Origin of the sequence: Corynebacterium sp. HMSC05D03 (assembly GCF_001807205.1) — a bacterium.
GTDB classification, from domain to species: domain Bacteria; phylum Actinomycetota; class Actinomycetes; order Mycobacteriales; family Mycobacteriaceae; genus Corynebacterium; species Corynebacterium aurimucosum.
Genome location: NZ_KV788180.1, coordinates 40,049 through 52,694, shown reverse-complemented (window position 1 = coordinate 52,694; position 12,646 = coordinate 40,049). Strand labels below are relative to the sequence as shown.

At 62.9% G+C, this 12,646-nt stretch carries 10 protein-coding genes; 7 read left to right on the top strand and 3 right to left on the bottom strand.

Features of this window, described 5'->3' with window-relative positions:
* Positions 1-64 precede the first annotated feature (64 nt).
* The gene (locus HMPREF3147_RS12865) at positions 65-226 is read left to right on the top strand and encodes a hypothetical protein (RefSeq protein WP_168160905.1); all 162 of its coding nucleotides are present in this window, start codon (positions 65-67) and stop codon (positions 224-226) included.
* A 12-nt stretch (positions 227-238) separates the two neighbouring features.
* Here the strand turns inward: HMPREF3147_RS12865 and malQ are convergent, their stop codons facing one another.
* Positions 239-2,338, bottom strand: coding sequence for a 4-alpha-glucanotransferase (gene malQ / locus HMPREF3147_RS08410; protein ID WP_246815752.1), 2,100 nt, complete (start codon positions 2,336-2,338; stop codon positions 239-241).
* Between the two features lie 93 nt (positions 2,339-2,431).
* Here malQ and HMPREF3147_RS08405 point away from each other — a divergent pair, with 93 nt between their 5' ends.
* Positions 2,432-4,273 (top strand): AMP-dependent synthetase/ligase, encoded by a 1,842-nt coding sequence (locus HMPREF3147_RS08405; RefSeq protein WP_070446690.1) that lies wholly within the window; start codon positions 2,432-2,434, stop codon positions 4,271-4,273.
* 125 nt (positions 4,274-4,398) lie between these two features.
* On the top strand, positions 4,399-5,079 hold the full coding sequence (locus HMPREF3147_RS08400; RefSeq protein WP_070446689.1) for a hypothetical protein: 681 nt from the start codon (positions 4,399-4,401) through the stop codon (positions 5,077-5,079).
* Positions 5,080-5,241: 162 nt separating this feature from the next.
* Here HMPREF3147_RS08400 and HMPREF3147_RS08395 read toward each other — a convergent pair whose 3' ends face one another.
* Positions 5,242-6,309: a CNNM domain-containing protein gene (locus HMPREF3147_RS08395; RefSeq protein ID WP_070446688.1), complete on the bottom strand. Its 1,068-nt coding sequence runs from the start codon at positions 6,307-6,309 to the stop codon at positions 5,242-5,244.
* Entirely contained in the window at positions 6,309-7,682 is a 1,374-nt protein-coding gene (locus HMPREF3147_RS08390) for a hemolysin family protein (RefSeq protein ID WP_070446687.1), read from the bottom strand. The genes HMPREF3147_RS08395 and HMPREF3147_RS08390 overlap by 1 nt, the downstream gene beginning before the upstream one ends.
* 142 nt (positions 7,683-7,824) lie before the next feature.
* Between HMPREF3147_RS08390 and hemW the strand changes: the two genes are divergently transcribed.
* The 4 genes from hemW to HMPREF3147_RS08370 all read left to right on the top strand — a co-directional run bounded on the left by hemW (position 7,825) and on the right by HMPREF3147_RS08370 (position 12,636).
* Positions 7,825-8,961 carry a radical SAM family heme chaperone HemW gene (hemW, locus tag HMPREF3147_RS08385; protein WP_070446686.1) on the top strand — a complete coding sequence of 379 codons (1,137 nt, stop codon included), beginning with the start codon at positions 7,825-7,827 and terminating at the stop codon, positions 8,959-8,961.
* Positions 8,962-9,664: 703 nt separating this feature from the next.
* Positions 9,665-10,699: a heat-inducible transcriptional repressor HrcA gene (hrcA, locus tag HMPREF3147_RS08380; protein ID WP_070446714.1), complete on the top strand. Its 1,035-nt coding sequence runs from the start codon at positions 9,665-9,667 to the stop codon at positions 10,697-10,699.
* A 54-nt stretch (positions 10,700-10,753) separates the two neighbouring features.
* Complete coding sequence (gene dnaJ / locus HMPREF3147_RS08375; RefSeq protein ID WP_070446685.1) at positions 10,754-11,896, top strand: molecular chaperone DnaJ; 1,143 nt, start codon at positions 10,754-10,756, stop codon at positions 11,894-11,896.
* Positions 11,896-12,636, top strand: coding sequence for a 16S rRNA (uracil(1498)-N(3))-methyltransferase (locus HMPREF3147_RS08370; protein ID WP_070446684.1), 741 nt, complete (start codon positions 11,896-11,898; stop codon positions 12,634-12,636). Before dnaJ ends, HMPREF3147_RS08370 begins: the two co-directional genes overlap by 1 nt.
* Positions 12,637-12,646: the final 10 nt, after the last annotated feature.

The following is a 12,646-nucleotide window of genomic DNA, read 5'->3' as shown; positions in this document are numbered from 1 at the left end:
GGGTGGGGGTTGATGTGGGCCATCGACCGCGTGTACACACTCGTGGAGGGGCGGACTAGGATAAATGACCATGACTCCCGATGATCACCGCGAAGGCCTGTGGGACCCCGAGCGCTCACAGCCTTCTCACCGCAAGCGCGCACTACCCAAATCCCGAGTGAGCGTGACCCTCTGGTTGATGATCACGCTCATCGTTGTGGTGGCCATCGTCGGTGTCGTCCTTTAACGGGACGACGCTTTAGCGTTCGGTCCCTGGTCTTTTGGCAGCCTGGGCGAGGCGCTGGTAGAGCTCCTGCTTCGGTAGATCCTCCAGGAGGACTGGCTCGCCGGCGGTGTTGCACAGCGGGATGCACCAGTTCGGGTACTGATCTTTCGTCGTGCCCGGCTGGTTCTGTGCGCGCACGTCACCGACCATGTCCACCACGTTGGTGACCGTCAGCGCCGAGGGAGTTCCCGCAACATAACGATGCAGGGCGACGAGCACGTCCTCTTCGCTCTCGCGGTTCTCCAACATGCCGTAGGCCTGCAGATTATCCTTGACCTTTTCTTGCCAGGCGCGGTCCTCGGCTACTTCTTCCGCCACGGGGCGGGTGAGCAGGCCCAGGCGGGCACGCAGCTCGATGTGGTCGCCGCGCAGGAAGGCGAGCGTTGGTGGCAGATCGTGCGTGCCCACCGAGGACATCGCCATGTGGCGGTACTGATCCTGCGGGCGTGGGGTAGGGCCTTCGTTGGCGTGCTCAAACCAGATGATCGTGGTGCCCAGCACGCCCATATCGCGCAAGGCGTTTTGGACCCACGGTTCCAGGGTGCCCAGGTCCTCGCCCACGAGGACCGCACCGGCGCGCTCAGCCTCGAGTGCGAGGATGCCGAGCATGGCCTCCCAGTCATAGGTCACGTAGGTACCGTTGAGCGGGGTGGACTGGCGCGGGATCCAATACAGGCGGAACAGGCCCAGCACGTGGTCGACGCGCAGGCCACCAGCATTGCCCAGCATTGTGCGCAGCAAATCACGCCATGGCTCGTAGCCGGCTTCCGCCAGGCGGACCGGGTGCCACGGTGGCTGGGACCAGTCCTGGCCCTGCTGGTTATAGTCATCCGGCGGGGCGCCCACCGAGCATTGCGGGGCGAGGTATTCCGCCAGATTCACGGCATCGGCACCAGCGGGGTGGATACCTACGGCCATATCGGTGATGAGGCCGATGCTCATGCCGGCCTCGAGCGCGCGGCGCTGGGCGGCATCCAGCTGCTCATCGCAGAGGAATTGCAGCCACGAGTAGAACTCGGCTAAGTCGTTGACGTCGAGGCTCAGCGCGTGGCGGCGTCCACTGTGGCGCGAAAGCTCAGTCTCTGCACACCACAGCGCGAAGTTGCGCAGGCCGCGGCCCTCGCGGCGCTGGTACTCACTAAAAGCGGTGCGGCGCTCCGGGGTCATCCCCTTGCTGAAGAGCTCCTGCAGGACCTGCAGCTTGGCTTCGAAGATGGAATCACGGTCGATCTCTTCGGCAGACCGGTTGCGTTCGCGGAACTCGGCGGCGAGCTCGGCCACATCATCCTGAAGTTCTGGGCTGAGCAGCTTCAGCTCTGGGACATCTTCGATGCGAATATAGATCGGGTTGATGAAGCGCCGGGTGGTGGGCAGGTAGGGCGAATCCTCCACTGGCGGAATCGGCTCGCCCGCGTGCAGCGGGTTAATAAGGAGGAAGTCATAATCCGGTGCCAAGGTCTCCGCCAATTCGGCGAGGTCACCGAAGTCACCCATGCCCCAGGACTTCTCGGAGCGCACCGAATACAGCTGCGCCATCGCGCCCGCCGCGGGGCGGTCAAGGTAGCGATCCGCAGTGCTGAGGTGCTTGGGCACCACGATGAGCGGGCACTCGTGCTCGCCGATGCCGGGCGAGGACAAGCGCAGCTTGTGGAAACCTAAGGGCAGGTCCCCGGGGACGTGGAAACTGGCTTCGCCCCACATGGTTCCGGCGACGTCGGCAGCCGGGGCGTCGTTCGGATCCTGGTAGGTCGGCCGAGTCTCGCCGTTCTCCAGCTCGATGGTCACGGTGACGGGGTCGCCGTCGTGGACGTGGACGGCAAAGGACTTTTCGGCGCCTTCGCGGGCCACCACGCAGGGCGGCAGCGGGCGGGAGGCGCGTTCGAGGTAGTCCTCGAACAAGGCCTGGGTTAGCTCTTCATCGTCCGGACGGTCGGAGATAGAGACGCCGAGTGCGCGCAGCGTATAGGTAATTGTCTCCTCGCTGACGTACACGGGCTGTCCGTTCTGGGCGGTGTACTCGCAGGCCACGCCGTGGCGTTGGGCAAGTTCTTGAAGCAGATCACGGGTAGTCACGTCCCCCAATTGTGCCACGCCCTTGCTGCGCGCGGGAGAAATCCGGTTGGTAGAGTGGGCTGGAATTTAATTTTTGTGGGAAAGGACACAACTGTGACTTTGAATGAAGCGCATACGAAGGCGGAGTTCGAGATCAAGGACGGCGAAACCTGCCTTACCGCGATGATGGCTACGGCGCACGCCCGCCCACATGGCGTGCTGTTTACCCGCCCTGCGAACTATGAGTGGGTCAACGTGACCGCCAAAGAGTTCGTGGAAGAGGTCTACGCGGTGGCCAAGGGGCTCATTGCTTTCGGCGTGGAGCAGGGCGACCGCGTAGCCCTTATCTCTACCACCCGCTATGAGTGGTCCCTGCTGGACTACGCCATCTGGGCGGCCGGTGCTATCTCCGTTCCGGTGTACCCCTCTTCGTCGATGTCCCAAGTCCAGTGGATTATCGAGGATTCCGGTGCCATCCTCGCCATCACGGAAACCCGCGAGCACTCCGAGCTGGTCAAGCACCTGAAGCTGCAAGAGGATGGCACCCCACAGTTGCACGGCTCTCCTTCCCAGCTGCGCCGCATCCTAGAGATCAACTCTTCCGCCATCGATACTCTGAAGTTTGAGGGCCGCGATGTCAGTGACGATACCGTCGACCAGCGCATCGAGGCCACGGGCACCGATGACGTCGCCTCGTTGGTCTACACCTCCGGCACTACCGGGCGCCCCAAGGGCTGCATGCTGACCCACCGCAACTGGCTCGCGGAGGCCCGCGGCCTGCTGACCAACCCCATTGGCGCCATCGCCGTGCCGGGTTCCCACGTTCTGACCTTCCTGCCCTTGGCACACGTCTTTAGCCGCGCGGTGTCGCTGGCGGTCACCATCGGCGGTGCCTCCCAGAACCACTGGTCCGACTTCAGCACCATCACCATCGAATTCGCGCGCTCCCGCCCGAACCTGATCCTGGGCGTGCCGCGCGTCTTTGAGAAGGTACGCAACGGCGCTTCCGCCAAGGCTCACGGTTCTTCTGCAGTCAAGGGCGCCATTTTCGATCGCGCGGAGAAGGTCGCTATCGAGTACTCGAAGGCGCTGGATACTCCGGAGGGGCCTAACCGTGTCCTTAAGGCCAAGCACAAGGCTTTTGACAAGCTGGTCTACTCCGCTATTAGGCAGGCCATGGGCGGCGAAGTCAAGTACTGTATCTCCGGTGGTTCGGCCATCTCGCAGGATTTGCTGCACTGGTACCGCGGCATCGGCGTGACCATCTATGAGGGCTATGGCTTGACGGAGACCGCCGCGGCCGCCGCCGTCGACTTTGTCGATCAATCCATCGGTACCGTTGGTCCGCCACTGGGCGGAACGACGATGCGCATTAACGACGACGGCGAGATCATGATCAAGGGCGATATCGTCTTTAAGGGCTACTGGCAGAACGAGGAAGCCACCGAGAACGCCCTGCAGGACGGTTGGTACAACACCGGCGACCTGGGTGAGATTGATGAGGATGGCAAGCTCGTCATCACTGGCCGCAAGAAGGATCTCATCGTCACCGCTGGCGGCAAGAACGTCTCTCCTGGCCCGATGGAAGATATCCTGCGCTCCCACCCGCTGATTTCCCAAGCCATGGTGGTCGGTGACGGCAAGCCGTTCGTCGGCGTGTTGCTCACCCTGGATGAGGATGCGCTCAAGCGCTGGAAGGCTGATCACAACATCTCCGCGGCCAAGGGTATGCGTGAGGTTGCTGCCGATCCAGCACTGCGCGCGGATATTCAGGACGCCATTAACCAGGTCAACGCCACCGTTTCCCACGCGGAGGGTATTAAGAAGTTCGTCATCCTCGACCAGGACCTCACCGAGGAAAGTAACGAGCTCACCCCCACGATGAAGGTCAAGCGCTATGTCGTGGCGCAGCGCTACGCAGCGGATATTGAGCGCCTCTACGCCGGCAAGAAATAAGGCTGGATGGAGTCTGTGAATTCCTTCGGAGTGTCGCGCAGCCGAATGGGTGGATCTCTAATAGAGTCAGCGGGGTCAGAAAAACTCTAAACCTCAACTAGAGGTTCTCACGGAAAGGGCAGCCTATGCACAAGATCGCAGCCGAGCTGCGCCACCGTGAGCTGACCCAAGAAATCTATAACATCGGCGATGAAGTCGTTGACTACATCGAGCACCTCATCGAGGCCATTGAGGACTGGGACGATGAACTCGCCCTCGACTGTCTGGCCGAGCTGGGGGATATCGTCGAAGACGCCCGCGTGGATTCTGGGCGTTGTGTCGGCGAGCTCATCGGCTTGCGCCACGCGCTGGTCTCCGGCCTGAAGTCCGGCACCATCTCCGCTGCCTCCTCCGGTGACAATGATGTGGAGGAGCCGAAGCAGCTTACCGCCCGCGCGTTGGCTGAGGGCTTGCCCATCTCCGGCCCGCCCGTTGTGGTCTCGGAGCTGGCGGAAACCCTGCGTGGCCGCACCGCCGCGGTGGCCGCCTACCTGCGCGAGTTGGTCGAGTACGTGCTGGCGCAAACCGACGCGGTGGCTCGCAACCTCGATGTTGTCTCCCTGCCGAACCTGTACAAGCGCGCGGGTGAATCTTCACTCATCGCCGTGCAGGCTTGGCGTCACACTGTCGTGGAGGCGCACCCCGCTTATGTGCGCACCATGCGCGGGCATAACCCGCCGCCTTTCTTGGAGGAGCGCGCGCGTATTGACGCCGTCGTCGCCCGTGTGCGCGCCAAGCGCCAGAAGAAGGCCGCCACGACCGCATAGTCGCCGCATCACAGACTTCCTTGTTGCCAACACACAAGGATTACCTAAGAAGAGCGCCGCCGAGATTCCCTCTCTCGGCGGCGCTCTTCGCTGCTAGTGTGGCACGAATAACTTTGCGTGCCACCGTCTAGCTTCGTGTGCCAGGGGCTTAGCGCGTACGCGCTAAGCCCCTGGGTTCTTGGTGGCCGGCGCGGCCTGGTCCAGCTGCTCCGTAATCTGCGGCCACAGCTGGCCCATGATGTCATCCCAGGTGAGGATCCACACGGTCTTGTCTTTGGTGGGTTTGCCCACCATGACGAGCTGCTCGTTGCGGGCGCGCATCTGGTCCAGAGTCTTCTGCACGGTGGAGGAGGAGCCCACCGCCAGTGCTGGGCGGGAGAAATCCAGCACCGGGGTTTCCGGGTCCGCGAGCAAGGTATCGCGCACGTGGACGATGCGCGGGATGCGCGAAGTACGCGGGTAGACCAGCACGCGCATGATGGACTTGCGCACCACGAGGTCATGGAGCTCGGCAACGGTGGCATCGGAGGATAGCGGCAGGATTTCCGAGCCGTGCTCGCGGGCCAACTGGGCCGCAGTGGCGGCTTCCAGTTCGATGACGCCGGTGATCTGGTTGGCGGAGTCGTCGTCAAGCGTGCCCGTCAGGCGCGAGTGCTCGACCAAGTGGCGAAGGGTCTCCGCGTCATAGCCAGCCGCACCAGCGCGGTCGACAGGTTCCTCGCCGGTCATCGTCACCAGCTTGTTGGCCATCTTGTTGATCCAGAGCAGCAGCGGACGGAAGAGCCAAATGAAGCCGCGGGCAGGCACCGCGATGAGCTGAAGGGCGGTCTCCGGGTGGGCAATGGCCCAGGACTTCGGCGCCATCTCACCAATGACCAGGTGCAGGAAGGTCACCACGAAAAGGGCCAGCAGGAAGGAGATGACGTCAGCAACGCCCAGCGGCAGGCCAAGGGCCTCCAGTGGGGTCATCAGCAGGTGATGGACCCAAGGTTTGGTCACCGCACCGAGGACGAAGGTCGCGGCGGTAATGCCCAGCTGGGCGCCGGCCAGCATGACGGTCAGCTCATTCAGCGAGCGTAGGCCCGCACGCGAAGCCGCCGAGGATTCCGCAGTCTCCTCCAAGCGGTTGCGGCGCGCACCCATGAGGGAAAACTCGATGACCACGAAGAACGCGGAAGCAGCGATGATGAGAATAGTGATAAGGAGGTTAAACCACCAGGTATCAGTCATTAGTCATCCTCTCCTTCCGGGAATTCCTCTACCAGCTCGAGTGCCAGGACGGAGGGCACGTGGCGGTCGATTTCCTCGACGCGCACGTTGAGCGTGCGGATGGGGGCTTCGTCACCATCGACCCAATCTTCCGGTTCGGCCTCGAGCTCGATGGAGAGCTTTTCACCCTCGTCCGGCAACGTGCCGGAATGCGCGATGAGCAGACCGGCGACGGTTTCGAAATCGCCCTCCGGCAGGTCGTGGCCAATGGCGCGCTCGACCTCGTCGATGGGGGTGTCACCGTCGACGATCCAGTGCGTCTCGTCCTGCTCGGTGATTTCCTCGGTCTCTTCGAGGTCGTGCTCGTCGGTGACATCGCCGAGGATTTCCTCGGCCAAGTCCTCCATGGTCACGATCCCGACGAAGCCGCCGTATTCGTCGATGACGCAGGCGAGTTTCTCGTCGGCGTCACGAAGCTCCGTGACGACGTCGGGAAGCGGCATGAGCTCCGGCACCACCACGGGTTCCTTCATGATTTCCCGGGCCGGGGTGGCCAGGGGCAGCTGACTGCCCAGCACGTCGTAGAGGTGCACCACGCCGATGGGATTGTGCTCATCGTCGATGATGGGGTAGCGGGTGTGGTTCTCCGACATCATCTCGCGCACCTCACCAATGGTGGTCTCCGGCTCGATGACATCCACGCGCGAGCGCGGAATCATGGCGTGTTCCACGTCGTGCTCGGGGAAGTCGAGGAGACGGTCGAGGACCAGGTAGGTGTCCTCATCCAAGTCGCCGGCCTCGTGGGAGGCATCCACGATGGACTCCAGGTCATCGGTCGTGGCAGATGAATCGACATCCTCCACCGGCTCGATACCGAAGACCTTGAGAAGGGCATTGGAGGAATACTCGAAGAAGTGGACGAGCCAGCCGAAGATCTTGAGGTACCACATCGTGGATGCGGACAACCACAGCGCTGACTTCATGGGTGCGGCGATGGTGTAGTTCTTCGGGAAGAGCTCGGCGAAGAGCATCGTGAGAACCGTCGACACCGCCAGCGCGGTCACCGTGCCGATGGCGACAGACACACCCGTGGACACGCCCACGCCGCCGAGCAGCTGGCCCAGGCCTTGGCCCACGAGGGGCTCTGCCACATAACCAATGAGCAGGCCCGTAATCGTGATACCCAGCTGCGCGCCGGAGAGCATGAAGGAAGTCTTTTGGGTGATCTTTAAGGCGCGCTCCGCGGACTTATCCCCCGTCGCGGCGCGCTGGCGCAGCTGCGTGCGGTCCACCGACATGAAGGCGAATTCCTGCGCCACGAAGTAGGCGTTGGCCACGATAATGAGAGCGATGACGGCGAAACCCGCCATAATCATCAGGATGGCAGATAACACGGCTTACCCCACCGCCTTACGTAGGCGGCGGGGACATCGACTCGGAGGTTCCACTTAAAAGAGGCCTTTCTTCATTAATCGGGGTGGCAAATCTGCACTATAGACTACCGCTTTAACGGCGCTGTCGGATACTTTGTTCCCCATGGATCCCTTTGGTCTCTATATTCACGTCCCCTTCTGTGCCTCCCGCTGCGGCTACTGTGACTTCAACACCTACACCCCCGGCGAGCTGGGAGGGGATCTGACCAGCGATTATCTAAGTGCTTTGGAGAAAGAACTAGAGATGGCGGCGGCGCAGGTGGGCTGCGAAGCCGAGACCGTTTTTATCGGTGGCGGCACGCCGAGCCTGCTGGGTGCTGAGGGTCTGGGCCGTGTCTTGTCGAAGGTCCGCGATACCTTTGGCCTCGCCCCGGGCGCGGAGGTCACCACGGAATCCAACCCGGAATCCACTTCGCCGGAGTACTTCGCCGGGCTTCTCGACGCCGGCTTCACCCGCCTCTCCCTGGGCATGCAATCCGCCTCGCCGGGGGTGCTCGCCGTGTTGGAGCGAGCCCACACGCCGGGCCGCGCCTTCGATGCCGCGCGCGAAGCCATCGCTGCGGGCTTTGAGCACGTCAATCTGGACATGATTTATGGCACGCCGACTGAAGAAGATGCCGACGTTGCCCTGACCTTGGAGCGCGCCCTGGAGACCGGGGTGGACCACATAAGTGCGTATTCGCTCATCGTGGAGGATGGCACGCGTATGGCCCGCAAGGTGTCCAAGGGCCTCCTGCCCGCACCGGATGAGGACGTGCTGGCCCGGCGCTATGAGATGATCTCCTCCACGCTCGAGGCCGAAGGTTTTGAGTGGTATGAGGTATCCAACTGGGCCAAGCCGGGCGGGGAGTGCCAGCACAACCGCATTTACTGGGTGGACGGCAACTGGTGGGGTGCGGGCCCGGGCGCGCATTCGCACTTAGGCAACGAGCGCTTCTGTAACGTGAAGAACCCGCGGACCTACATCAAGGCGGTAGGCGAGGGCGAGTTGCCCATCAAGGAGCGCGAGCAGCTCACGGAGGCTGACCGTCATACCGAGCGCATCATGCTGGGACTGCGCCTGCGCGAGGGCATTCCTGCGTCCTGGCTCGCGCCGGCGGCGGAGCCCGTGGCCGCGCGGTTCATCGAGCGCGGCCTGCTCGAGCGCGCCGGTGACCGCCTTCGCGTGACCAAGGCAGGCCGCCTGCTCGCGGATGGCATCATCACCGACCTCCTGGTCGCCGAAGACCCCGCCCGCTAGGGGCTTGCCCCGCCTGCGGGCCGGCCTCCGAGTCTGCATCAGCTGGCTCATTAGCGGCCGTACCCTGCTCGTGGCCTGTCCTCAGCCTTCCACACATGGTTCCAGTGGAAAGGCTCCAGTCATAAGGTTTGTTTGGGGGCAAACAAACCTTCCTTAGGCTGCTAGAAGGTTCGTTTGGGGGCAAGTAAACCGTATGACCTGAACCATCTGAGTAGAACCAGCTGTGTGATGCAACCGTGAAGCTGCGCAAAGGCGGCTAGGCCTTGGCCTTTCGATACCGAGGAGACATAGTGACTTAAAGTTAGCCCCGCTGGGAATTTGTTAGTTTTGCTCCTGTCGTCGGGAAGTTTGATAGCGGTGTTAGTCGGTGTTAGTTTCTCTCTCCACGTCGAGAAACCTGTTAGTCGCTTTCGATACGGTTAGTCTTTTAAGTGGTCCTTTTAGTTTGGTCCCGTTAATTTGGTCCGTTTACGGCGAAAAGGGACCATCTATCGCAGGAAATGGGCCCGCAGATGGTCTCTTTGTCCTCAAAAGAGACCAGACTAAAGGGACCATCAGTTTTCGAGCCACCTGGAAGCGCATGATGGACGCTTCTAAGAACGCACTTTGGAACCTGCGGGAAGTGGTGGCGGGCTACCAGCGCACCGAGGCAGATTGGCACCAGCTTCCACACTTGCCCGCCAGAACGGATAGCCTTAAAGACATGTCTAGCTCCACCGATGCCCGCCGCCAAGAGGTCCTGCGCGCCATCGTCGCGGATTACATCGCTTCGCAATCGCCCGTCGGCTCCAAGGCCCTGCTCGAGCGCTACCAGCTGGGCGTGTCCTCGGCGACGATTCGCAATGACATGGCCGTGCTCGAAGCCGAAGGCCTCATCGCCCAAGAGCACGCCAGCTCTGGGCGCGTGCCCACGCAGAAGGGCTACCGCCAGTTCGTCGACACGCTGCACGATGTCAAGCCGCTTTCCAAGGCCGAGCGCCGCGCCATGCTCACCTTCCTCGAGGGCGGCGTGGATTTGGAAGACGTGCTGCGCCGCTCTGTCCAGCTGTTGGCCCAGGTAACTAAGCAAGCGGCCGTCGTACAGATGCCTAACCTCAAGGTCTCCCGCGTGAAGCACTGCGAGGTCGTGGCACTCTCACCGGTGCGTCTGCTCTTGGTGTTGATTACGGATAATGGGCGCGTCGATCAGCGCAATGTGGAGCTCGATGATGTCATCGACCCCGAGCAGACCCACCGCCTGCGCGATATCCTCAACACCGCCCTGGAGGGAAAAACGCTCACGGAAGCCTCGGTGGAGCTGGCCGCGCTTGTCGACGACTCCCCGGCCGATATCCGCCCCCACCTCCTCAAGGCGGCGACGACGCTGATTGAGACCCTCGTGGAGCAGCCCTCCGATCGCCTGATCATGGCGGGCACCTCCAACCTCACCCGCGTGGCCCTGACCGAGGGTTTGCCCTCTATCATCGAGGCTCTTGAAGAGCAGGTCGTGGTGCTGAAATTGCTGGCCCGCGTGCCGGACCTGGGCAATGTTTCAGTCTCCATTGGCGAGGAAAACGAAGCCGATGAGCTGCGCCAAACCTCTGTCGTAGCTACGCGCTATGGTTTCGGCACCGGCTCGGAGGCAGCTGCACTCGGCGGGCTCGGTGTGGGGGGGCCGACGTATATGGATTACTCGGGAACAATCTCCAAGGTCTCTGCCGTTGCACGCTATGTGAGTGAAATTCTGGCGGGCGAGTAAGCTGGCCCGTCGGATTAGATTTAGTATCAACGAGAAATAGAAGGATGACAGTACGTGGCTCGTGACTACTACGGCATTCTTGGTGTAGAAAAGTCGGCGTCCGACGCCGAGATTAAGAAGGCCTACCGCAAGCTGGCGCGCAAGTACCACCCGGACGTGAACCCGGGCGATGAGGAGGCCGCGGAGAAGTTCCGCGAGGCTTCCCTTGCACAGGAGGTTCTGCTGGATCCGCAGAAGCGCCGGGTTGTGGACATGGGTGGTGACCCCATGGAGGAGCGCGCGGCCCAGGGTGGCGGCTTTGGTGGTTTCGGTGGCGGCGGCCTCGGGGATATCTTCGCCGAGTTCTTCGGTGGGGGAGCGGCCTCCCGCGGCCCGCGTTCCCGCGTGCAGCCGGGCGATGATGCGCTCCTGCGCACCACCATTACTCTCGAGGAGGCCTATAGCGGCGTTAAGCAGCAGGTCAAGGTCGATACTGCTGTGGTCTGTGACCGCTGTGAGGGCTCCGGTTCTGAATCCAAGTCCAAGCCGGTGACCTGTGATCACTGCGGCGGCATGGGCCAGGTTCAGGAGGTCCAGCGCAGCATGCTGGGCAACATGATGACCACCCGCGATTGCCCGAAGTGCTATGGCTTCGGCGAAGTGGTCACCGATCCGTGTGGCCACTGTGGCGGCGATGGCCGCGTGCGCAAGCGCCGCGATATTACCGTGAACATCCCCGCCGGCATTGGTGATGGCATGCGCATCCGCATGGCTTCCCAAGGCGAGGTCGGCCACGGCGGCGGGCCCGCTGGCGACCTCTACGTTGAGGTACACACCGAACCTCACCCGGTTTTCGAGCGCAACGCCGACGACCTGCACCTGACCGTGCGCGTGCCCATGGTGGATGCCGCGCTGGGTGCTTCGTGCAGCGTCGAGCAACTCGACGGCGAGGAGCTCACGATCGATATCGCGCCGGGCACCCAGCCGGGCGAGTCCATCACCCTCCAGGGCAAGGGCATGCCGCGCCTGCGCACCGACGGCTTTGGCAACCTGCACGCCCACGTGGATGTTGTCGTCCCGACTGACCTGGATAAGAAGACCCGCGAGGCACTGGAGAAGGTCCGCGCCGCCGGCCACGGCGGCACCGAGGTCCACCATGCCGGGGACGGCCAGGGTGAATCCCTTTTTAGCCGCTTCCGCGATAAGTTCCGCCGCTAATGTCTTTACCCGTCTTCCTCCACCCGGATCTTTCCCTCGCGAAGGTCAGCCAGCCGGTGGGCCTCGATGGTGCGGAGGGCCGCCACGCGGTCACCGTCAAGCGCATGGGCCCAGGGGAGCACCTGGTCCTGATCGATGGGTCCGGGCGTCGCGCCACCGCCACCATCACTGATACGCAGGGCAAGGACACGCTGGTCGCGCTTGTCGACGACCTCGCGATCCTCCCCGAACCCTCCCCGAGGGTGGTCGTGGTCCAGGCTATCCCCAAGTCTGAGCGCGCCGAACTCGCCGTCGACCTGGCTACCCAGGCCGGGGCGGATGAGATCATCGCCTGGCAGGCGGATCGCTGCGTGTCCAAATGGGATGCCAAGAAGGCCCCGAAGGCGCTAGCGAAGTGGGAATCTGCAGCCGTGGCGGCGGCGAAGCAATCGCGCCGAGTGCGCGTACCCGCGGTGCGCGGCCCGCTTACTACCCGCCAGCTGTGCCAGGAGATGTCCGGCACCCGCGCCTTGGTCCTCCACGAGGAAGCTCAAGCGCGGCTCAAGGATCTGGAGGACCTCGACTCCACCGGAACCATCTACCTGCTGGTGGGGCCGGAGGGCGGTATCGGCGCGGAGGAACTAGCTCGCTTGCAAGAGGCCGGTGCGACGGCGATCAAGTTGGGGCCGGAGGTGTTGCGGACGGCGTCGGCAAGCATGGTGGCCTTGGCCAGCATCGGCACCCTGACCGCGCGCTGGTAGCCTTTTGGGC

What these genes read in the sequence shown, in the direction of transcription:
- HMPREF3147_RS12865 (WP_168160905.1), top strand. Translation starts at nt 65, where the DNA reads ATGACCATGACTCCCGATGATCACCGCGAAGGCCTGTGGGACCCCGAG.
- HMPREF3147_RS08400 (WP_070446689.1), top strand. Translation starts at nt 4,399, where the DNA reads ATGCACAAGATCGCAGCCGAGCTGCGCCACCGTGAGCTGACCCAAGAA.
- HMPREF3147_RS08395 (WP_070446688.1), bottom strand. Translation starts at nt 6,309, where the DNA reads ATGACTGATACCTGGTGGTTTAACCTCCTTATCACTATTCTCATCATC.
- hemW (WP_070446686.1), top strand. Translation starts at nt 7,825, where the DNA reads ATGGATCCCTTTGGTCTCTATATTCACGTCCCCTTCTGTGCCTCCCGC.
- hrcA (WP_070446714.1), top strand. Translation starts at nt 9,665, where the DNA reads ATGTCTAGCTCCACCGATGCCCGCCGCCAAGAGGTCCTGCGCGCCATC.
- HMPREF3147_RS08370 (WP_070446684.1), top strand. Translation starts at nt 11,896, where the DNA reads ATGTCTTTACCCGTCTTCCTCCACCCGGATCTTTCCCTCGCGAAGGTC.